The sequence below is a fragment of the Oleiagrimonas soli genome (assembly GCF_000761445.1).
GTDB lineage: Bacteria > Pseudomonadota > Gammaproteobacteria > Xanthomonadales > Rhodanobacteraceae > Oleiagrimonas > Oleiagrimonas soli.
In genome coordinates this window covers 1,224,390-1,246,123 of sequence record NZ_KN196470.1, presented here as the reverse complement: position 1 = coordinate 1,246,123, position 21,734 = coordinate 1,224,390, and the positions used below count along the sequence as shown (strand labels likewise).

22 protein-coding genes and 1 riboswitch are annotated in these 21,734 nt (G+C 65.3%); of the genes, 16 read left to right on the top strand and 6 right to left on the bottom strand.

Annotated features, from left to right (window positions below; genetic code table 11):
- Positions 1–46 precede the first annotated feature (46 nt).
- Positions 47–688 (bottom strand): response regulator, encoded by a 642-nt coding sequence (locus LF63_RS05365; RefSeq protein ID WP_043100162.1) that lies wholly within the window; start codon positions 686–688, stop codon positions 47–49.
- Between the two features lie 52 nt (positions 689–740).
- On the bottom strand, positions 741–1,961 hold the full coding sequence (locus LF63_RS05360; RefSeq protein ID WP_081945250.1) for a sensor histidine kinase: 1,221 nt from the start codon (positions 1,959–1,961) through the stop codon (positions 741–743).
- Between the two features lie 248 nt (positions 1,962–2,209).
- Here LF63_RS05360 and LF63_RS05355 point away from each other — a divergent pair, with 248 nt between their 5' ends.
- From LF63_RS05355 to LF63_RS05335, 5 genes are read left to right on the top strand one after another with little or no spacing between them, the layout of a single operon-like run.
- Complete coding sequence (locus tag LF63_RS05355; RefSeq protein ID WP_043100160.1) at positions 2,210–2,824, top strand: GNAT family N-acetyltransferase; 615 nt, start codon at positions 2,210–2,212, stop codon at positions 2,822–2,824.
- Positions 2,821–3,591, top strand: a complete 771-nt coding sequence (minC, locus tag LF63_RS05350; RefSeq protein ID WP_043100158.1) for a septum site-determining protein MinC — start codon at positions 2,821–2,823, stop codon at positions 3,589–3,591. The genes LF63_RS05355 and minC overlap by 4 nt, the downstream gene beginning before the upstream one ends.
- 51 nt (positions 3,592–3,642) lie before the next feature.
- Positions 3,643–4,455, top strand: a complete 813-nt coding sequence (gene minD, locus LF63_RS05345) for a septum site-determining protein MinD (RefSeq protein WP_043100156.1) — start codon at positions 3,643–3,645, stop codon at positions 4,453–4,455.
- A 2-nt stretch (positions 4,456–4,457) separates the two neighbouring features.
- Positions 4,458–4,724: a cell division topological specificity factor MinE gene (gene minE / locus LF63_RS05340; protein ID WP_043100154.1), complete on the top strand. Its 267-nt coding sequence runs from the start codon at positions 4,458–4,460 to the stop codon at positions 4,722–4,724.
- Complete coding sequence (locus tag LF63_RS05335; protein ID WP_043100152.1) at positions 4,711–5,223, top strand: hypothetical protein; 513 nt, start codon at positions 4,711–4,713, stop codon at positions 5,221–5,223. The genes minE and LF63_RS05335 overlap by 14 nt, the downstream gene beginning before the upstream one ends.
- Positions 5,224–5,245: 22 nt before the next feature.
- Here the strand turns inward: LF63_RS05335 and LF63_RS05330 are convergent, their stop codons facing one another.
- Entirely contained in the window at positions 5,246–6,505 is a 1,260-nt protein-coding gene (locus LF63_RS05330; protein ID WP_052394730.1) for a multidrug effflux MFS transporter, read from the bottom strand.
- Between the two features lie 110 nt (positions 6,506–6,615).
- A riboswitch (Fluoride riboswitch) is annotated at positions 6,616–6,691 on the top strand.
- A gap of 60 nt (positions 6,692–6,751) precedes the next feature.
- On the opposite strand from LF63_RS05330, the gene crcB reads away from it, so the two are divergent.
- From crcB to LF63_RS05280, 10 genes are all read left to right on the top strand, one after another.
- On the top strand, positions 6,752–7,138 hold the full coding sequence (gene crcB / locus LF63_RS05325; RefSeq protein WP_043100150.1) for a fluoride efflux transporter CrcB: 387 nt from the start codon (positions 6,752–6,754) through the stop codon (positions 7,136–7,138).
- 15 nt (positions 7,139–7,153) lie between these two features.
- The gene (locus LF63_RS05320; protein WP_043103231.1) at positions 7,154–7,504 is read left to right on the top strand and encodes a DUF190 domain-containing protein; all 351 of its coding nucleotides are present in this window, start codon (positions 7,154–7,156) and stop codon (positions 7,502–7,504) included.
- Positions 7,505–7,596: 92 nt separating this feature from the next.
- Complete coding sequence (cfa, locus tag LF63_RS05315) at positions 7,597–8,715, top strand: cyclopropane fatty acyl phospholipid synthase (RefSeq protein ID WP_043100148.1); 1,119 nt, start codon at positions 7,597–7,599, stop codon at positions 8,713–8,715.
- A gap of 67 nt (positions 8,716–8,782) precedes the next feature.
- On the top strand, positions 8,783–9,664 hold the full coding sequence (locus tag LF63_RS05310; protein ID WP_043100147.1) for a TraB/GumN family protein: 882 nt from the start codon (positions 8,783–8,785) through the stop codon (positions 9,662–9,664).
- A 63-nt stretch (positions 9,665–9,727) separates the two neighbouring features.
- Positions 9,728–11,968, top strand: coding sequence for a DNA topoisomerase IV subunit A (gene parC / locus LF63_RS05305; protein ID WP_043100146.1), 2,241 nt, complete (start codon positions 9,728–9,730; stop codon positions 11,966–11,968).
- Between the two features lie 170 nt (positions 11,969–12,138).
- Positions 12,139–14,517, top strand: coding sequence for a penicillin acylase family protein (locus tag LF63_RS05300; protein WP_043100144.1), 2,379 nt, complete (start codon positions 12,139–12,141; stop codon positions 14,515–14,517).
- A gap of 502 nt (positions 14,518–15,019) precedes the next feature.
- Positions 15,020–15,415 carry a VOC family protein gene (locus LF63_RS05295; protein ID WP_043100143.1) on the top strand — a complete coding sequence of 132 codons (396 nt, stop codon included), beginning with the start codon at positions 15,020–15,022 and terminating at the stop codon, positions 15,413–15,415.
- A gap of 257 nt (positions 15,416–15,672) precedes the next feature.
- Positions 15,673–16,431: a hypothetical protein gene (locus tag LF63_RS05290; protein WP_152569253.1), complete on the top strand. Its 759-nt coding sequence runs from the start codon at positions 15,673–15,675 to the stop codon at positions 16,429–16,431.
- Between the two features lie 72 nt (positions 16,432–16,503).
- A complete protein-coding gene (locus tag LF63_RS05285; RefSeq protein WP_043100139.1) occupies positions 16,504–16,755 on the top strand; it encodes a WYL domain-containing protein in 252 nt (83 codons plus the stop codon).
- 74 nt (positions 16,756–16,829) lie between these two features.
- Complete coding sequence (locus LF63_RS05280; RefSeq protein WP_043100137.1) at positions 16,830–17,102, top strand: hypothetical protein; 273 nt, start codon at positions 16,830–16,832, stop codon at positions 17,100–17,102.
- Positions 17,103–17,594: 492 nt separating this feature from the next.
- Here the strand turns inward: LF63_RS05280 and LF63_RS05275 are convergent, their stop codons facing one another.
- Both LF63_RS05275 and LF63_RS05270 read right to left on the bottom strand, forming a co-directional pair.
- Positions 17,595–18,251, bottom strand: coding sequence for a hypothetical protein (locus LF63_RS05275; protein ID WP_043100135.1), 657 nt, complete (start codon positions 18,249–18,251; stop codon positions 17,595–17,597).
- Position 18,252: 1 nt separating this feature from the next.
- Positions 18,253–18,834, bottom strand: coding sequence for a C39 family peptidase (locus LF63_RS05270; RefSeq protein ID WP_043100133.1), 582 nt, complete (start codon positions 18,832–18,834; stop codon positions 18,253–18,255).
- 647 nt (positions 18,835–19,481) lie between these two features.
- Between LF63_RS05270 and dbpA the strand changes: the two genes are divergently transcribed.
- Positions 19,482–20,876, top strand: coding sequence for an ATP-dependent RNA helicase DbpA (gene dbpA / locus LF63_RS05265; RefSeq protein WP_043100132.1), 1,395 nt, complete (start codon positions 19,482–19,484; stop codon positions 20,874–20,876).
- A 339-nt stretch (positions 20,877–21,215) separates the two neighbouring features.
- On the opposite strand, the gene LF63_RS05260 is transcribed toward dbpA, so the two are convergent.
- A complete protein-coding gene (locus LF63_RS05260; protein WP_043100130.1) occupies positions 21,216–21,704 on the bottom strand; it encodes an NUDIX hydrolase in 489 nt (162 codons plus the stop codon).
- Between the last annotated feature and the right edge of the window lie 30 nt (positions 21,705–21,734).

Genomic DNA, 21,734 nt, shown 5'->3' with positions numbered 1-21,734 from the left:
GCTGGGAAAAATTCCGTGCAGACGGCGCCGAGACCGGGTTGACGGCTCAGACGATCCCCAGTTCCAGCGCCTTCAGCACCGCGCGGGTGCGATCGCGCACACCCAGTTTGGACAGGATGTTGGACACGTGATTCTTCACCGTGCCCTCCGCCACACGCAGAGAATTGGCAATTTCCTTGTTGCTGTAGCCGCCGGCGAGCAGTCGCAGGATTTCCGTCTCACGCTCCGTGAGAGGGTCCGGCTGTTCGAGACTGCTGAAATCGTTCTGGATGCGGCCGACGCCGGCCTTGAGTCGCTGCGTCACCACCGGCGCGACCAGCGAACCGCCGCCGGCGACCGTGCGTACGGCCTCCACCAGCTGCTCCAGAGAGACGTCCTTGAGCAGGTAGCCGCGCGCGCCGGCCTTGAGACCGGCCAGCACCAGCTGATCGTCGTCGAACGTGGTCAGAATCACCGTCGGCGGCAACGTGTCGTTGGCCGACAGCCGCTGCAGCACCTCGATGCCGGTCATCTTCGGCATGCGCAGATCCAGCAGCACCACGTCGGGCTTGAGCTTGGGAATCTGCTCGACCGCTTCGGCGCCGTCGGCGCATTCGGCCACGACCTGCACGTCCTCGGCCAGATCCAGCAGCGAGCGGATGCCCTGCCGCACCAGATTCTGATCGTCGACCAGACAGACTGAAATCATGGGTTCTCCTCGCAACCAGTCATGGTGTATCGGGCCTCATGCCCTTCCGAATTCATGCCACACCCGGCGTTTCCGGACGCGCGCTGACGCCAGGCAGGCCCACCTCCGGCTCCAGCGGAAACCAGGCGCTGAGATGGAAACCGCGGGCCTGCGGGCGTGGAATGTCGAGACGACCGCCGACCTCGGCCAGGCGTTCGCGCATGCCGGTCAGACCGTTGCCTTCCTGTTCGAGTTGCGGCGCGCCGCGACCATCGTCGCGCGCGTCCAGTCGCAGGCCGCCGTCGGCGGTGCGTTCGATATGCAGCCACAGATTGCTGGCGTGCGCGTGCCGCACGGTGTTGGTCAGCACTTCCTGCACGCAGCGCAGCAGTACCTGGGCGCGCTGCGGGTCCTCCACCGCGAAGCGTGGCGGCATCTTCAGGTGCACGTTCAGGCTCGGCACGCCCTCGATCAGGCTGCGCAGGGCGTGCGTGAGATCCAGCTCGGCGTCCTGACGCAACTCGCTGACCACCTCGCGCACGTCGGCCAGCAGCTGCTTGGCGGTGCCCTGCGCCTTGCGCACGTGATCGGCCGCCGGCGGCTGCGCCAGATGGCTGGCCACTTCCAGGTTCAGGCTCAGGGCGGTCAGATGATGACCGACCAGATCATGCAATTCGCGCGAGATGCGCATGCGTTCGGCGATGCGGCTGGATTCGGCCAGCAACGCCCGGGTGGCGCGCAATTCGGAATTGAGCTGGCGCTGGCGCTCGCGCTCCTCGGCCTGCTGACTGGCCACCAGGGCGACCACGAAGGCCAGCGCGGAAATGCCCAGATACAGGCTCGACTGCAGCAATGCCGGACCGATGCTGTGCTGGTACTCGGGAAACAGCGAGAACATCACCACCATGCCCAGGTTCTGCAGCACGATCAGGACCACGCCCATCCAGATCGGCAGCAGCAGCGGCAGCACCACGGCGATCACCACCATCAGCATGGCCGGCAGGCCGCTGTGGCTGACCCAGCCGATCACGATCGAGGCCAGGATCATGATCGCCAGCCCCAGCACTTTCAGCGGCCAGAATCGCCGCGAGCCGAAATTTCGCGTCAGCAGCCAGTAGATGACGCCGAACAGCACGTAGCACACCGCCCAGATCAGCAACGCCATGTTGGGACGCTGCAGCATGCTCAGGCGCTGATCCGCCCAGGTCGACACCAGCGGCACACCCACGCACAGGTAGGTGAACAGGGCTGCATAGCGCAGCATGCTGGTGTGATTGAGCTTGATACCGAACATGACCTGCATCATAGACGCCACAGGGGGCGACGCAATCGGTCCGAAGTCATGGAAGCGGCCACGACAGAATCTGAACATGGCCTGCGTCATGATGCCTCACGGCGGCCGCGTCCATGCGATAATGCGCGCTGCAGCGGCGCCACGGGCGCTGCCGGATTCCATGGCATCGAACCCGTTCGGGGGAGCGATGCGCGAACATCACCGCGACGCCTAGCGACGCGGCACCGAGACATACAAGCGGAGTAGCAATGGTCCTGGCCGTCCGTGACGTGTGCGAGCACGACCTGGATGCGGTCCTGGCAGTCAACAACGCTGCCGGCGAAGGCATCCTTCCCATGAGCAAGGCGCAACTGCGCCACTTCTTCGACACCGCCGACTATTTCCGCGTGGCCGAGGCCGACGGCACCATCGCCGGCTTCCTCGTCGCCATGCGCGAAAACGCCGATCATGACAGTCCCAACTTCCTCTGGTTCCGCGAGCGGCTGCCGCGCTTTCTCTATGTCGACCGCATCGTGATCGCCCGCAACAACCGCCGTCACGGCCTGGGCCGCGTGTTCTACAGCGACGTGCAGAGCTACGCGGAAGTGCGCGTGCCGCAGCTGACCTGCGAGGTCTTCCTGGAACCGCGCGACGACGCCACGCTGCTGTTCCACGGCAGCTTCGGCTTCCACGAGGTCGGCCAGCAGCGCATGCCCGGCAGCGACCGTCCGGTCAGCCTGCTGAGCAAGGACCTGTGCAGCTACGACTTCGTGCGCGAACGGTATCTGGACCAGGGCGGCCTGCCCGACCTGCCCTGGCTGGGCGAACGCCCGCGTGCCGGCAGCGCCGACACGCAACGCGCCGTGGGGAACCCGCACGCATGAATGCCGTGAATCCTTCGCTGGAAGCCGCGTGCGACCTGCGCTTCGGTCAGGTCGGCATCGCCTGCGTGCGCGTACGCCAGGCCGACGCCGCCGCCATCTGCGGCGAACTCGAACGCCGCGTGCAGGCCGCGCCGCAGCTGTTCCAGCGCACCGCCGTGGTGCTGGACCTCAGCCATCTCTCCGAACTGCCCGACGATGGCATGGTCGACGCCATGCTCGAAGCCATCCGCACCGCCGGCATGCTGCCGGTCGGCCTGGCCTACGGCACCAAGGAAACCGAGGCGCTGGCCGAGCGCATGCATCTGCCCCTGATCGCCAAGTTCCGCAGCGCCTACGAGCGCGGCGACGGCACCGTCACTGCCGCGGCGCCGGTCGCGGCCACGCCGGCCGCGGCATCCGCGGCGCAGGCGACCGTGCACAGCGGCGACGGCGCACCCGCCCCGCGCGGCCAATACCACGACGGCCAGGTACGCTCCGGTCAGCAGGTCTACGCGCGCGAACGCGACCTGGTGGTCAACGGCGTGGTCGCCAACGCCGCCGAAGTCATCGCCGACGGCTCCATCCACGTCTACGGCACCCTGCGCGGCCGCGCCCTGGCCGGTGCGCAGGGCGACGAGGACGCACGCATCTTCTGCTCGGACTTCCGTGCCGAACTGGTATCCATCGCCGGTCAGTACCGCGTGTTCGAGCAACTGCCCGACGACATCGCCGGCAAGGCGGTACAGTGCCGTCTGGATGGTGACAAACTGCTCATCGAACCCCTTTGATCCTTCCACCGAACGAAAACAGGGCAACCCCCGAATTCTGGAGATACCCACTTGACTGAGATCCTCGTTGTCACTTCCGGCAAGGGCGGCGTCGGCAAGACCACCACCAGCGCATCGCTGGCCACCGGTCTGGCTCAACTCGGCAAGAAGGTTGCCGTGATCGACTTCGATGTCGGTCTGCGCAACCTCGACCTCATCATGGGCTGCGAACGCCGCGTGGTGTACGACTTCGTCAACGTCATCCAGGGCGAAGCGACCCTGAAGCAGGCGCTGATCCGCGACAAGCGCATGGACAACCTCTACGTGCTCGCCGCCTCGCAGACACGCGACAAGGACGCGCTGACGCAGGAAGGCGTGGAAAAGGTCCTCAAGGGCCTGGAAGAGGAAAAATTCGACTACGTGGTCTGCGACTCGCCCGCCGGCATCGAGAAGGGCGCGCACCTGGCCATGTACTTCGCCGATCAGGCCGTGGTCGTGGTCAACCCGGAAGTGTCCTCGGTGCGCGACTCGGACCGTATCCTCGGCCTGCTCGCCAGCAAGACCCGTCACGCCGAAAGCGGCAGCGGCGAAGTGCGCCAGCATCTGCTGCTGAGTCGCTACAACCCGGTCCGCGTGGCCGCCGGCGAGATGCTCAGCGTCAAGGACGTCGAGGAAATCCTCGGCATCTCGGTGGTCGGCGTGATTCCCGAATCCGAGCAGGTCCTGGCCGCCTCCAACGCCGGCGTGCCGGTGATCCTCGACAACGAGTCCCTCGCCGGCCAGGCCTATCAGGACACGGTCGCCCGCATTCTCGGCGAGGAGCGCCCGCTGCGCTTCATCGACGTGCAGCGCAAGGGGCTGCTCAAGCGGATGTTCGGAGGTTGATGATGGGTATCCTGGATTTTCTTCGCGCCAAGCCGAAAAATTCCGCCAACGTGGCCCGCGAGCGCCTGCGCATCATCGTCGCGCAGGAACGCAGCACCCGCGGCGGCCCGGACTACCTGCCGCTGCTGCGCAGCGAACTGCTGGAAGTGATCCGCAAGTACGTGCACGTCGAACCCGACGCCGTCAACGTGGTGCTCGAGTCCGACAGCGGTCACGACGTGCTGGAACTGTCCGTGGCCCTGCCCGAAACGGAACATGACAACCCCTGAAGAGGCTGCGGCGGAGGCTCGGGAGGCATCCGTCCTCCGCGTCGCCGACATCGCGTTCGACGACGCGCGAAGCCTGCTCGCGCGTCATGGGCTGCAGTTGCACCGCGTGACCGACGGCGCGCCCATTCCCGGCAGTTACTGGGGCGCACCCGAGGCCGGCATCATCGGTACGCAGGTCTACGTGCGCGGCGACACGCCCGTGCACTCGATGCTGCACGAAGCCGGTCATCTGATCGTATTGCCCGCCGAACGCCGCACGCAGGTGCACACCGACGCCACCGACTCCATCGAGGAAGAGGACGCCACCTGCTACCTGCAGATCCTGCTGGCCGACGCGCTGCCCGGCGTCGGACGCGAACGCCTGATGCGCGACATGGACGCCTGGGGCTACAGCTTCCGACTCGGCAGCACGCAAGCCTGGTTCGATCACGACGCGGACAACGCACGCGCCTGGCTGGCCCGACGCGGCTTGTTGCCGGCGTCCTGCGTCGCCGCCTGAACCTGCGTCCTCGACGAACCGATCAGGCCGGTTCCACCGCCTCGCTTTCCGCCGGCACCGCGTCCGGTCCGGCCGTCGGATGCAGGCGCCGCAGCGAACGTTCGCAGCGGTACCAGGCGATCCAGCCGATGGCGCTCAGGATGGACGCCCCCCACGCCAGTTCCGCCATCGACGCCGAAAGCAGCGGCGAGAACAGACCCGCCACCACGGCGTTGAACAGCAGGCTCAGGCCCGCCTGCACCGCCGACACCGCACCGCGCCGCTGCGGGAAACGGTCCAGCAGCAACAGCGTCAAGGTGGGAAACGCCAGCTGCACGCCGATGCCCTGCAGCGCCAGCGGCGCCATCGACCACGGCACCGAAGGCCGCGGCAACGCGTAGGCCAGCGTCACATGCGCCACGCAAGCCACCAGCATCAGCAGATAACCCAGACGAATCGTGCGCCGCGCGCTGATGCGTCCGGCCAGTTGACCGGACAGCGCGCTGCCGCCCATCAGACCGATCACCACCGGTACGAACAGCCAGGGAAAACCGTGCGCGTCCAGCCCCAGGTGCTGGCGCACGATCACCGGCGCCGAGGCGATGTACAGGAACAGACCGCTGAAATTGACCGTGGCCGCAATCGTCAACTGCCAGAAACGGCTGTCGCCGAGGATGGCCCGGTATCCCGCCAGCAGCGGTCGCGGCGCGAAGCGGGTGCGCGCGGCGTGCGGATGCGATTCGGCCAGCAACAGCGCGCAGGCCAGCGCCATCAGCCAGGCGAAGCCGCTCAATCCCCAGAAGATCGCGCGCCAGCCGCTGACGCCGAGGACCAGCGCACCCACCATCGGTGCGATCGCCGGCGCGATGCTGAAGATCATCAGCGCGCGCGCCAGCAGCCGCTGCGCCGCCGCGCCTTCCAGCCGGTCGCGCACCACCGCGCGTCCGACCACGATGCCCGCACCCGCGCACAGCCCTTGCAGACCGCGGAACGTCAGCAGCATGGCGAAGGAACCGGCCAGCGCCGCGCCCATCGACGCCACGCCGTAGCACAGCATGCCGATCACGATCACCGGCTTGCGTCCGTAAGCATCGGACAGGGCGCCGTGGAACAGGCTCATGGCCGCATACGCCAGCAGGTACACGCTGACGGTCTGCTGCATCGCGTCCGCGCCGACGCCGAACTCCGCGCCGATGCGGTCGAAGGCCGGAAAGATCGCGTCGATCGAGAACGGCCCGATCATCGACAGGGCCGCCAGCAGCACGGCCAGCACGCCGTAGCGCTGGGAATCGGTTCGGGTCATGGGCAGCTCGCGTGGACCGGTCGTCGATTGTAGCGGCCACGCGCGCTGCGCGCCGGACAGGTGACGCCCACGCCGTTCGCCGGCTACTATAGGGACACGACCTCCGTTCCGGAGGCCGGGGAGATGGCATGCCTCCCGTCCGCCATGCGGATGAACCGCCCCAGGGCTGATGATGCCTGTTCCGTCGATCCCCGCGCCGACTGCGACGCGGGTTTTCGTTGGCTGACAGGATCACGAGGAGCTCCGATGGGCATCACGGCAATCATCGCCATCTTCTGCGGCGCCGGCCTCGGCGCACTGCTGCGCTACTGGCTCGGACTGATGTTCAACTCGGTCTTTCCCACGCTACCGCTGGGCACGCTGGCCGCCAACCTGCTGGGCGGCCTGCTGATGGGCATCGCACTCGGCGCATTCGCGCACTACCGGACGCTTCCGGCCGAAGTGCAATTGATGATCGGCACGGGCTTCCTGGGCGGTCTGACCACCTTCTCGACCTTCTCGGCCGAAGCCACCAACCTGCTGCTGCGCCAGCAATACATGTGGTTCGCGGGGCATGTCGCGGTGCACGTGGTCGGTTCGATCACGATGACCATCGTCGGCATGGCCTTGATCCGCACCCTGCTGCGCGCTTGAATGGAGACCTGCCGCATGAACGCAACCGAGACGATGCATCTGCAAGGCGTCAATCTGCGCTTCTACGTCCACAGCAACGCCAAGCACAAGGGCCGGCTGCTGTACGAGTGGATCCTCGAACAGGCCCGTGACCAGGGACTGGCCGGCGGCTCCGCGTTCCGCGCCATCGCCGGCTTCGGCCGCCACGGCGTGCTGCACGAGGAAAGCTTCTTTGAACTGGCCGGCGACCTGCCGGTGCGCGTCGAGTTCGTGCTGCGCGAATCGGAGGCCGAGCAGCTGCTGAAGACCGTGCGCGAAGCCGGCGCGGCGCTGGTCTACACGAGTTCACCCATCGAGATCGGCGTGCTCGGAGGCGACGACGACTGACCGCGAGTCCGACGCCTCGTACACGCCCGCCCCCGATCCGTCGCCGCGCGCCCCTCGAGGATACGCGGTGACGACCATCCGAGGAGATTCCTGTGAGCGAGGATTCACTGAAAGAGCGCGCCATCGACCTGCTGGCGAAGGCCGACATCCACCTCGACGGTCCCGCGCCGACCGACATCCGCGTGCATGATCCGCGGCTCTACGCGCGCGTCTTCGCGCACGGTTCGCTCGGTCTGGGCGAGGCCTACATGGAAGGCTGGTGGGACGCCGAAGACCTGCCCGGATTCTTCACCCGCATCCTCGGCGCGCAGCTGGACCGCGAACTGAAGACGCTGGACACGCTGATCGCCCACCTCAAGGCGCGCTTCATCAATCTGCAACGCGGCGAACACGCCTTCGAGATCGGCAAGGCCCACTACGACCTGGGCAACGACCTGTTCCAGGCCATGCTCGGCAAGCGTCTGGTCTACTCCTGCGGCTACTGGGCCGAAGCCGACAATCTCGACGACGCGCAGGAAGCCAAGCTCGACCTCGTGTGCCGCAAGCTGAAGCTGAAGCCGGGCATGCGCGTGCTGGACATCGGCTGCGGCTGGGGCGAGGCGCTGAAGTACGCCGCCGAGCGCTACGGCGTGCAAGGCGTCGGCGTGACCGTGTCGCAGGAACAGGCCGAATTCGCGCGCGAGCTGTGCGCCGGCCTGCCGGTCGAGATTCGCCTGCAGGACTATCGCGACGTCGACGAGACCTTCGACGCGATCTACTCCATCGGCATGTTCGAGCACGTCGGCGGCAAGAACTACCGCAGCTACTTCGAGATGGTGCGTCGCTGCCTGAAGCCGGACGGCCTGTCGGTGCTGCACACCATCGGCAGCAACGGCGCGCCGGCGCAGCCGGACCCGTGGATCGAGAAGTACATCTTCCCCAACTCCATGATCCCCGCCGCGAGCCAGGTCGCCTCGGCGCTGGAGGAGTTGTTCGTAGTCGAGGACTGGCACAACTTCGGCCCCGACTACGACCGCACGCTGATGGCGTGGAAGGACCGCTTCGACGCCGCCTGGCCGCAGCTTTCGGTGAACTACGACGAGACTTTCCGTCGCATGTGGCACTTCTATCTGGCCACCTCCGCCGCGGTGTTCCGCTCGCGCCGCGACCAGCTCTGGCAACTGACGCTGAGTCCGGACGGCGTGCCCGGCGGCTACCGCGTTCCGCGTTGACCGTCGCCGGCCGCGCGCCGCACGAATCGGCTAAAGTACGCGAAACGTCGTCCACCGAAGGACTGCCATGACGCTTCTACAACGTTTCGCGCGCTTTGCCGTGCTCGCACTGAGCCTGCTGGCGCTGCCAGGCGTCACGCTGGCGCAGCCCGCGCTGTGGGTCGCGCAAAGCGGCGAAAGCACGCTGTACCTGTTCGGCACGGTACACCTGCTGCCCGACCACACCGACTGGCGCAGCAAGCAGCTGGACAAGGCGCTCGACGCCAGCCAGACGCTGTACATCGAGCTGACCGACGACAACCAGGCCAACGTGCAGATGCTGGCGCTGAAGTACGGCCTGGATCTCTCGCGCCCGCTGTCCAGCAAGGTGAACGCTGCCGACATGACGCGCCTGCAGCGCGCGGCGCAGGTCGCCGGTCTGCCCGGCGGCGAGGCCACGCTGGAACCGATGCGGCCGTGGCTGGCCGGGCTCACGCTCAGCGTCGCACCGCTGCTCAAGGCCGGCATGGACCCCAACAGCGGCGTCGACAAGCAGCTCAAGGCGCAGTTCGAGAAGGCCGGTAAGCCGGTCAAGGGCCTGGAAACCTCCGAGCAGCAGATCCGCTTCTTCGCCGACATGCCGCCGGCGATGGAACTCGCCTTCCTGCGCAGCGTGCTGAAGGATTTCGGTTCCGCCAAGAAGGATCTCAACGAACTGATCGGCTACTGGCAGAACGGCAACGTCGATGCCATCGCGCAAAAGGCCGATCTGAAGCTGCGCAAGGACGACCCCGCGCTGTACAAGCGCCTGATCGCCGACCGCAACGCGCGCTGGGGCGAGAAACTGCACACCATCATGCAGACACCCGGCGTCTATTTCGTCGCCGTCGGCGCCGCGCATCTGGCCGGTCCCGACAGCGTGCAGAAACAGCTGGCCGCGCTCGGCATCCAGGCCAAGCGTCTGCCCTGACCACCTCCCCGTGCGCGCCCCGCAGCGCGCCGAACCCACGCATCGACACAGCAGAACCCACGCATGAACCTGCAAGCCAACTACGAACAGATTCCGCTCAAGGAATACGCCGAACGCGCCTACCTCGACTACTCCATGTACGTCGTGCTGGATCGCGCCCTGCCCTTCGTCGGCGACGGCCTGAAGCCGGTGCAGCGACGCATCATCTACGCCATGAGCGAACTGGGTCTGGCCGCGAGCGCCAAGCCGAAGAAATCCGCGCGCACCGTCGGTGACGTGATCGGCAAGTTCCATCCGCACGGCGACAGCGCCTGCTACGAGGCGATGGTGCTGATGGCGCAGCCGTTCTCGTACCGCTACCCGCTGATCGACGGCCAGGGCAACTTCGGCTCTTCGGACGATCCCAAGAGCTTCGCGGCGATGCGCTACACCGAGTCCAAGCTGCACCCGATCGCGGAAGTGCTGCTGGGCGAACTCGGTCAGGGCACGGTCGATTTCACGCCGAATTTCGACGGCACGCTGGAAGAACCGTCGTGGCTGCCCGCGCGTCTGCCGCACGTGCTGTTGAACGGCTCCACCGGCATCGCCGTCGGCATGGCGACCGACATCCCGCCGCACAACCTGCGCGAGATCGCCGCCGCCACGATCCGTCTGCTGGAAGATCCGAAAGCCAGTGTCGCCGACCTGTGCGAACACGTGAAAGGCCCGGACTTCCCCACCGCCTCCGAGATCATCACTCCGCGCGAGGCGCTGCTGGAAATCTACGAAAAGGGCACCGGTTCGGTGCGCGCGCGCGCCATCTACCGCGAGGAAAACGGCAACGTCGTCATCACCGCGCTACCGCATCAGGTCAGCCCGTCCAAGGTGCTGGAGCAGATTGCCGCGCAGATGCGCGCCAAGAAGCTGCCGATGCTGGAGGACCTGCGCGACGAGTCCGACCACGAGAACCCGGTGCGCCTGGTGCTGGTGCCGCGCTCCTCGCGCGTGGACACCGAAGGCATGATGCAGCACCTGTTCGCGACCACCGATCTGGAAAAGAGCTTCCGCGTCAATCTCAACATGATCGGCCTGGACGGACGCCCGCAGGTGAAGGACCTGCGCACCATCCTCGGCGAATGGCTGAAGTTCCGCACCGCCACGGTGACGCGTCGCCTGGAGCATCGCCTGGCCAAGGTCGAGCGTCGCCTGCACCTGCTCGAAGGCTTGCGCATCGCCTTCCTCAACATCGACGAAGTCATCCGCATCATCCGCACCGAGGAAGAACCCAAGCCGGTGCTGATGGAACGTTTCGGACTGAGCGTCGATCAGGCCGAATACATCCTCGAGACCAAGCTGCGCCAGCTGGCGCGTCTCGAGGAAATGAAGATCAATGCCGAGACCGACAAGCTCGAGGAAGAGCGCGCGCGCATCAACGTGCTGCTGAAATCGCCGACCAAGCTCAAGCGCCTGATCCGCGACGAGATCACCGCTGACGCCGAGAAGTTCGGCGACGCGCGCCGTTCGCCGCTGGTCGAGCGCGAAGTCGCGCAGGCGCTGGACGAGAGCGACCTGGTCGCCTCCGAACCGGTCACCGTGGTGCTGTCGCAGAAGGGCTGGGTGCGCGCGGCCAAGGGCCACGACGTCGACGCCGAAGGACTCAACTACCGCGAGGGCGACGCACTGAGCTGCGCCGTGCCCAGCCGCACCAACCAGCAGGTCGCCTTCGTCGATTCCACCGGCCGCAGCTACTCGACCCTGGCGCACACCCTGCCCTCGGCGCGCGGCAACGGCGAACCGCTGACCGGCCGCTTCAGCCCGCCCGCCGGCGCGCGCTTCGACGCCATGGCCAGCGGCGTCAACGACACGCGTCTGGTGCTGGCCAGCGACTTCGGCTACGGCTTCGTCACCCGCTTCGAGTCGATGCTGTCGAACAAGAAGGCCGGCAAGCAGCTCATCAACCTGCCCGACGGCGCGCACGTGCTGCCGCCGCCGATCACCGCCGAGCCGTCGCGCGACCGCATCGTCGTCGCCACCACCGCCGGCCATCTGCTGATGTTCTCGGTCGCCGAACTGCCGGAGCTGGACAAGGGCAAGGGCAACAAGCTCATCAGCATTCCCAAGGACAAGCTCGAAAGCGGCGAGGAACGCGTCGCCGGCGTCACCGTGGTCGCGGAAGGCAGCGGCGAAGTCACCCTGTTCGCCGGCCAGCGCAAACTGACCCTGAAATGGTCGGAACTGGTCGAGTACGGCGGCAACCGCGCCACCCGCGGCGGCCTGCTGCCGCGCGGCCTGCGCCGCGTCGACCGCCTCGTCACCAGCGGCTGAAACACGCCCGATCGCACATGCATCCGGTCGCGCAGCGCGCCGGATGCATGTGCAACGTACCCTTGCATCGACGGCCCAGTGCGCGATGATGAGCGCCTGGGGACATCGTCATGGGGTCGCCCCGCGCTGAACGCGCGTTGCGCGCTCGGCCGGGCAAAGGAAGCGCGCGGATGAAACGTTGGATCAAGCGGATACTGGCCGGGATCGTCGTCCTGGTCCTGATCGTGGCTGCCGTCGGCTACGGCCTGTTCGCAGGCAGTGAGGCGAAACTGGACGGCCATGTGCGCGTCAAGGGGCTGTCCGCGCCCGTTGTCATCGCCCGCGACCACCTCGGCGTCGCCACCATCACCGCCGACAATCGCACCGACCTCGCCTACGCGCTGGGCTTCGAGCACGCCCAGGAACGCTTCTTCCAGATGGACCTGCAACGGCGCATGGCCGCCGGCGAGCTGGCGGCGTTGGTCGGTCCGGCCGCGCTGAAGCTGGACCTCGACCATCGCCGCCACCGCTTCCGCGAACGCGACCGCGCGCTGATCGCCAACCTGCCGCCGGAACAGCACGCGCTGCTGGTCGCCTACCGCGACGGCGTCAACGCCGGCCTAGAGAAACTGCGCGTGCGGCCGTGGGAATACCTGCTGTTGCGCGCCAAACCGAAGCCGTGGCGCATCGAGGACACCTTCCTCACCGTCGACGCGATGTTTCTCGACCTCAACCGCAACGGCGACGATCTGCGCGAGATGGACATCGAACGCCTGCGCAAGGCGTTGCCGCGCCCGGTCGCCGACCTGCTGATGGCGCGCTCGCCGCGCTGGGAAGCGCCGCTGCAGGGCGATCCCTCGCCCGCGCCCGTGCTGCCCGACGCCAACGTCTTCACCTTGCGCAATGCGGCGCCAGCCCCGACCGGCAGCGCCGCGATGGTCGGCCCCGACGCGGCCTTCCCCGGCAGCAACAATTTCGCCGTGGCCGGCAGCCTGACCGGTAGCGGCGCCATCGTCGCCAACGACATGCATCTGAGCCTGCGCGTGCCCAACATCTGGTTCCGCGCCCAGTTGCGCTACAAGAACGACGTCGGCGCACCCGTGGTGCTGAATGGCCTCACCCTGCCCGGCACGCCCATGCTGATCGACGGCAGCAACGGTCACATCGCCTGGGCCTTCACCAACTCCTACGGCGACTGGCAAGACTGGGTGCGCGTCGATCTCGACCCGAAGAACCCGAACCGCTACCGCACGCCGGACGGATGGGCGACGATTCAGGACCACCAGGAAACCATCCAGGTCAAAGGCGAAACCGCCCGCACGCTGACCGTGCGCGAGACGCGCTGGGGACCGATCATGGGCAAGGACTTGGACGGCACGCCGCTGGCGCTGTCCTGGATCGCCCACCTGCCACGCACGCACAACCTCAATCTGCTCAAGCTCGAACAAATCGACACCGTGCACGAAGCGCTGCTGGTCGCGCCGACCATCGGCATGCCGCCGCAGAACTTCGTCGTCGGCGACGCCGCCGGCCACATCGGCTGGACCGTCACCGGCAACGCGCTGCCGCTGCGCTCGGGCTTCGACCCGCTGGTGCCGGCCGACTGGTCGGTGCAGGGCACGGGCTGGATCGGCTTCGCCTCGCCGCTGCAATTCCCGCGCATCGAGGACCCGGTCGACGGCCGCCTCTGGACCGCCAACAACCGCACCACCTCCGGCGACTGGCTGGCGCTGCTCGGCGACGGCGGCTTCGACCGCGGCGCACGCGCGCAGCAGATCCGCGACGACCTCAACGCCCGCAACCGCTTCACCACCGAAAGCATGCTGGCCATCCAGCTCGACGACCGCGCCGTGTTCCTGACCCGCTGGCAGCAACTGCTGCAGGACGTGCTCCAGCGCCACGACGAAGTGCATCTGGACGCCCTGCAGCAGCTGACTGCGCACTGGCAAGGCCGCGCCAGCATCGGCAGCGTCGACTACCGTCTGGTGCGCGCCTTCCGCGAGCAGGTCGTCGAACGCGTGCTGGCACCGTTCGTCGCCCGCGTGCGCAAGAAGTACCCGGACTTCAAGCTGCCCATGCACAGCGAAGCTACCGTCTGGGCCATGATCCAGCAGCGCCCGATGAATCTGCTCGACCCGCGCTACGCGGATTGGGACGCCCTGCTGCTCGACGCCGCGCAGGCCGTGAACCAGGACCTCGGCAGCCGCCCCGGCGGACTCGCCGCGCAGACCTGGGGCGCCCGCAACACCGCCGCCATCCAGCACCCGCTGGCGCGCGTGCTGCCCAGCTTCCTCGCCCGCCGCCTGTCGATGCCCGCGCAACCGCTGCCCGGCGACCACGACATGCCGCGCGTGCAGACACCGGACTTCGGCGCCTCGGAACGCTTCGGCATCATGCCGGGGCACGAGGCGCGGTCGTATCTGCACATGCCCGGCGGGCAGAGCGACCATCCGCTGTCGCCGTTTTTCGGGGCGGGGCATGAGGCCTGGGTGCATGGGCGGCCTACGCCGCTTTTGCCGGGGCCGGTGGAGTATTCGTTGACGTTGGAGCCTGCGGGTTCGGGGAGCTGAGTCGTCATCCGCGACCGGGGTGCTTTGGGTGAACCGCTTTGCTCGCGAACAGCGTGCTTTGCGCATCCCCGATGCGTTTCGGTTCCGCTCGCCTGACGGCGCGCGTGTTCCTTTTCTTGCTTGTCCAAGAAAAGGAACCAAAAGAAAGACACCCCAGCGTTCGCGCCCTACGCGCCTGCGGCGCTGCGGGTTCGCTCCGGGTTCCGGGGGTTCGCCGACAGCACATCCTGTGCTGACGACGAACTGGCACACATCCCTGTGCGCCACCCTGCGGGCCTGATCCTCCACCCTCCGCCGCTACCGGAGGGGATGGGAAAACTCGCATGTTGAAAATCTACGGGCTTGATGTGTCGACATGCATAGGTTGGACTGCGTTTGCAAAACCAGCGCCTATGAGGCGCTGTCGTCCGGAATAGCTGCCTGCAATCAGGGCGAACGGGATTTTGCGTCTGTGTAATGAACCCGTTTAGGGTGCGGGACATCGGCCGTGGGGAGGACGGCAATGAAGCGCACATGGACCATCATCGGCGTCCGCGACGTCGCCCGAAGCTTCGCGTGGTACCGCCAACTGCTCGGCCTGCCCGAAGCCGTCCCGGCCCACGACTACTTCGGCCAGCTGTGCGACACCGACGGCACCGTCCTGCTCTGCCTGCACGCCTGGGGCGACCACGACCACCCTTCCCTGCAAAGCCCCGACCACGCCACGCCCGGCAACGGCCTGCTGCTGTTCTTCCGCGTCGACGACTTCGACGCCACCCTCCAGCGCGCCCGCAACCTCGTCCCGCAACTCGAAGAAGAACCTCACCTCAACCCGGGACCGCAGACGCTCGAATTCTCTTTACGCGACCTAGACGGATACTTCGTCACGATCAATGAACTCGGTGGACTCCGTAAATGAACCTGGAACCGTTTTTAATGAGCTACTAGATGCCGTTACCGACCCATTGCGGTCAGTCATAGGGTTTGCCAGGACTGCCGAAAGTAACCAAGCGCCTGGTACACATCAGCAATTGCTCAGGATGAAGAAATTGTCCCTGACACCAACTCTAAACCCTCTGAATCAACGTAGAAATAACCGAGTTGTTGGAGATCACGACTAGGGGCATACTGAACACAACACCCCATTTCGGGGATCTAATTATAGTTAGGCTTGCCGTGAAAGATCCTTACGACTCTCTGGTTCCCATCTTTCGCGGTGAACGAATTCCGCCACGAGTTCAGCAACATGGCACTGGCGTCTACTTCAAACTAAACAGCGATGTGTATCTGTTGACGGCCGCACATGTCATCGACGGGTCAGAGCCCGGGCAACTTCTGGTTCCGGGTCCCGATGGCCTTGTTCCAATAGCGGGCAGCATGTATGCGTCATTCATTGCGGATGAAGACCGGAAGGGGGACAACGCGGACTTCGCACTGTTCAAGCTGGGGGCGCAATGCAAGAAAGCTCTGAACCACCACTTCAGCGCATTGCCGCAGACTAGAACAGAACTACTTAACACAAGTTTGGAGTTGGGTTGCTGCTCGATTTCCGGGTACCCCGTAAGCAAAGGCACAAACAAGAGTGGGCAGCTATCTTCCGAGATCTACAGCTTCCGCGGCGTTGCCGCTAAAGCCACAACCTACGAGAAGCTTGGCTTGGACCCTTCGGCGAATATCATCGTGCACTATGACCGTTCCCGTGCCGTTTACCCAGGTACTCTTCAGCCCTTCCCAGGCCCGGCGCTGCGGGGTGTGAGCGGTGGCGCCATTTTCAGCTGGCCCAAAGAACACGCGTTGAGCGATGACTGGTCAATTCCATCGCTCGTTGGCATATTTCACACGTATCACAAAGATGAAGGGCTTGCCGTCGGTTCACTGCTGATGCCATACATAGCAACAATTGGCCTCATGCAAATGAAGGGCGGGCAAGCCTAACAATTCGTTCAAGCCGACGCCGCTTCGCGACGCGGCTTAACTCAAGCGCTAGAACTCACAGGAGGGAATCTCATGAGCATCAAAGAAACCATTGCATCAGCTGGCCGGAACCTGCATACGATTATCATCACGGCCCGCGAGGATGACGGGAGCACCGAGACACGTGAGGCGGAGCCATACAGCTATCGTATAACCGGTGGAACGGAAAAGTTCTTCTGCTACGACATCGCCAAAGGTGGCACCAGGAACTTTCACGTAAACAAGATTATTTCCGTCGAGGAGACTAATAACTCCTTTACGCCGCGCTGGGAAGTCGAGGTGTGATTTATAACAAGTTACTTAAGCCGAAGTCGCCTCGCGGCTCGGCTTGATTCAGGCGTTAGCCATCGGGGGACATCATGAACAAGCATGGGGCAATACTGATTGCGGCGTTCGTACTTACGGCATTCGCCGCACCCGCATTCGCAGACTGCGAGGACGGGCACTGGGTCAAAAGCGTTTCCTCTGACGGGCAAATTGTCGTATTGGAAGATGGCTCCGTTTGGCAGGTGGACAGCGCAGACGCGATCGATTCTGCACTCTGGCTACCAACGACAAACATCGTCGCGTGCGATGACAAACTCATCAACACAGATGATGGTGAAACGGTAGAAGCTGTCAGAATCCACTGATGCGGCTGACCATTCTCCCGCCTAAAGGGGACTGCCTAAAGGCCGGTGCCTAAACGGGACGGAGGCAATTAATCGCTGCCTAAGGACTCAATCTGCGCCCTTCCCCTTCGGTAGCGGCGGAGGGTGGAGGATCAGGCCCGCAGGGTGGCGCACAGGGATGTGCGCCAGTTCGTCGTCAGGTCAGGATGACCTGTCGGCGAACCCCCGGAACCCGGAGCGAACCCGTAGGAGCGTAGCTCCGAAGGGCGCGGACGCTGGGGTGTCCTTGTCTTGGTTACTTCTATTGGACAAGCAATAGAAGTAACTCGGCCGGCGTCAGCCGGACGAAACCCAACGCCCCAGAAGACAGGCAGGCACATCGTCCCCATATTGATTTGCATACAGAAAAGGGGCAGGAAAACGTATCTCGACACACGTCCCCTGCCCCTTTCACTATGGCGCACAAGTCCACACTAGCCGCGTGGCTCTCCGATCACCGAACCATACGTCCCGTCAGTTCGGCGCATCCGTATTGAGCGTCACGGCAGCACGCTGCAGAACCACAAAAACCTGCTCAGCCGGCATCGCCTTCCCGGCACGAAACTCGAAGCGCGCATCGTCGATGATCGGCGTCAGCAGCAACCCTCCGTCCCGCCTGTGGCCCACGAAGTAGGTCTTCAGCGCAGGCACCCGCACGATGAAGTCGCCTTCTTCGCCGCGATACTGCGAGAAGGCGCGCGCCAGCGCGGCGCTGCCGAAATCGGTCGCGCCCCAGCCGCCGCCATACTGCGTGACCGCCAACGATGAGACCACGCGCTGCCGGGCGGTCAGCGGGTAGAACATCTTGTGCTCGTCGGTGAGCAGATCCGCGCCGCTCTGCCTGCGGTACTTCTTCAAGGCATCCAGGCGCACGATATAGATCTCCATCGGGCGATCCAGCGCGGCTTCCTTGACTTCATCCAGCGAGGAAAAACCCATGCCCCGGTAGTTCTGTTCGGTGATCAGCTGGCGCAAGGTGACCAGGCCGGCCTGTGCGGCTTCCTGCGCGGTGGCGCTTGGCTTGGCCTGGGACATTTCCTGGCCGTGCTGCGTGCCGTTGAGTACACCGCCCTGACAGGAGGAAGCCGTCAGGACGACGAAAAGCATCAGGCATGAAATGGCGTATCGCATGTCACTGCCCTCCCTGGTAGGTGATGTTGTAGAAGTCATCCCAATGCGTGTGGTCGGTGTCGCTGACGTAACGCGCATAAGTGATGATCTTCTCCGTGCCGCCACTGATCGTGTTGAGGTTGGTGTAGGGCTCGGGGTCGTTGATGTAGACGTAGCGGACGTTGTTCACGGTCATGTAGCCGTGCAGCACCATCATGTGTCCCCCGGAACCCAGCCAGTGCCAGGAAAAGGCCACCGGTTTCTTCGCGCAGTAGATCTGTTGCTTGACCTGGTCCCAGGTCAGCGCGGTATTGCTGGTGCGCGTGGCCGTGAAACCGTACTTGGAGTACTCGGGCCAGCCGCCTTGATTGCAGCTTCCCGAGTTGCTCACGCAGCAGGACGTCAAGCCGAATCGCTTGTTCGCCTCCACGCATTGCGCCACGTCGTGACCGAAATAGCGCATGGTCATTTGCCCGCTCGCAGCCCAGCACCAGTTGCTGGCTTGCTGCGGCAAGGGCGGAACGTTGACAGTCGCGACCAAGGGCGGCGTGCAGCAGCCGGCCAGCCATACCGTCGCGATGAGAAGCAGGATCAGATTTTTCATGAGTCCACCTCGCGGATACCCGCATGGAATGGATATCAGGCGTGCAGAGGGGTGCATGGCCGTGGCGACCTGTCAGGCAATCGCTTTGCGCGATGCCGCCCGATACGGATCACGAGGAACGTCGTCGTTCGATGAAGTGACCGCACTGCACACATCCTTGTTGCAAAACCAGATGTCCAGGCTGTCGTCCTGGCGCGGCACTGCGAGGTTCCATCGCGCCAAGCGGCATCGTTGAACGCCGTCATGCTAGGCGTGCAAGAGACCTGACACCATCTCGCAGATGGAGTAGGTCCCGGCCTACGCTGGAGACGAACAAGGCTTACGCGATTCCGGCAAGTAACGCGCGGCAAAGCAGCCCGGCGAAGAAGACAGAAGGCAAAGGGGGACGGAGGCAATGAAATCCTACCGAATCGCCCGGCCTGCAACCCTTCCCCTTCGGTAGCGGCGGAGGGTGGAGGATCCGGCCCGCAGAGTGATGCTCTGATGGCAAGCGGCCCAGGTTCCCCCCCCGTTTGAATCGGGTTCGGCTTGCCGACACCCTCGATCAGGGCACGTTTGACGAGTACACGCCGTGACCGCCAGATGCCCGATGGACGGCCACGGCTCAAGGTGCTCGGAGCCACTGCGGATTGATGCGATCATGTCGCATGACCGCCTTCACTTCCCTCCCCCTCAAGCCCGCGCTGCTCGACAGCGTGGCGACCCTTGGCTATGCCGAGATGACCCCGGTGCAGGCACGCGGCCTGCCGCCGATCCTGGATGGTCGCGATGTGATCGCGCAGGCCGTGACCGGCAGCGGCAAGACGGCGGCGTTCGGGCTGGGGCTGCTGCAGGCGCTGGATGCGGACACGATCCGGTTGCAGGCGCTGGTGCTGTGCCCGACGCGCGAACTGGCCGATCAGGTCAGCAAGACCGTCCGCAGGCTGGCGGCCAACATTCCCAACGTGAAGGTGCTGACCTTGTGCGGCGGCATGCCGCTGGGGCCGCAACTGGCCTCGCTGACGCACGACCCGCATATCGTGGTCGGCACCCCAGGACGCGTGCAGGAGCATCTCAAGCGACAGAGCCTGCACGGCGGAGGCATCAAGATGCTGGTGCTGGACGAGGCCGACCGCATGCTGGACATGGGCTTCGGTGAGGCCATCGACGACATCGTCGGGCGCATCGCCAAGAACCATCAGACCCTGCTTTTTTCGGCCACGTATCCCGACGCGATCCGTGCCGTCAGCACGCGTCTGCAGCGCGATCCAGTGACGGTGACCGTGGATGCGCCGGCCGCGCAACAGCCGGCCATCGAGCAGCGCTTTCACGAAGTCGACCCCGCGCGCAAGGCCGACGCGCTGGCACAGCTGCTGTCCGCCGCGCACGAGCGCAGTGCCGAAGGCGCGCATGCGCTGGTGTTCTGCAACATGCGTCGCGACGTGGACGCCGTGGCCAGGGACCTGGATCAGCGCGGATTCTCTGCGCTGGCCCTGCACGGCGATATGGATCAGCGCGACCGCGAGGAAGTGCTGGTGCGCTTCGCCAACCGCAGTTGTGCCGTGCTGGTGGCCACGGACGTGGCCGCGCGCGGACTCGACATCATCGGTCTGCCGCTGGTCATCAGCTATGACGTGGCCCACGACCCCGACACCCATGTGCATCGCATCGGCCGCACCGCCCGCGCCGGCGAGAGCGGCGTAGCCATCACCCTGTGCACGCCGCGCGAAAGGCCCAAGACCCTGAACATCGAGGAGATGCAGGGCCAGCCGCTGCCATGGCGTCCGCTGAAACTGGCGCCACCATCCGCCAAGACCCTGCACCTGGCGCCGATGAAAACGGTGGTGATCGATGCCGGCCGCCGGGACAAGCTGCGCCCCGGCGACATCCTCGGCGCGCTGACCGGCGAGGCCGGCCTGAAGGCCGAGGCCATCGGCAAGATCGACGTCTACGCCACCCGCGCCTACGTCGCCATCCGCCGCGATCTCGCCGGCAAGGCGCTGCAGCGACTACGCGACGGCCGCATCAAGGGACGCAACTTCCGCGTTCGCGCGCTGGGCTGATCTACAGCGGTATATCGGTCCCATGCGTCCAAGGGACGCAGGCTGTTCCTTCGCGGCTGAAGGGGCGGAGGAAATGCGTGCCTGTCGAATCCTCCGACTCCGAGCCTTAGCCCTGCGGTAGCGGCGGAGGGTGGGCCCACAGGGTGGCGCACAGAGATGTGCAGCAGACGCCCCAGAACCCGAAGAAAACCTGGGGTCCGCAGGGCGGGAAGGCACGGACGCTGACGGCGACCTTGTCTTGGTGACTTCCATGGGACAAGCTCAAGCCGTCACTTGGACGGCGCAGCCGGACGAAACTCAAGGACCACACGCCTCGGTAAGAACCCTGCGAATCGAAACTCAGAACCGACTGAACGCCCATGACTGCATTCGCCCGTTCGTGTAAGGCATCACCCCATGAAACGGCCGCGGATCGTCGTCGAACACCAGCGGCAGGAAATGCCGATCCCCTTCCCACATCGGCAACTCCATCAGCCGCGCGCGCGGCACCCATTCCAGCGTGCCTTCGTGGTTGCCCTCGTGCGGTTCGCCCTCGAAACCGTCGATCAGGAAGATGAAGCCCAGCCAGTCCTCGCCGTGCTTGCCGAAGCCCGGCCAGCTGATGGTGCCGCGCAGTTGCATCGACACGCATTCGATGCCCGACTCCTCGCGAATCTCGCGGCGCATGCCGGCGGCGACGTCCTCGTTCGGCTCCAGCTTGCCGCCGAGGCCGTTGTATTTGCCCAGATGATGGTCATCCTTGCGCGCGTTGCGATGGATCATCAGCACCCGTTCGCGGTCGGGCGAGAGGACGTAGCCAAGCGTACCGATGATGGGCGTATAGGGCATGACGGGGACCGCGCGAAAAGCCCCATTCTA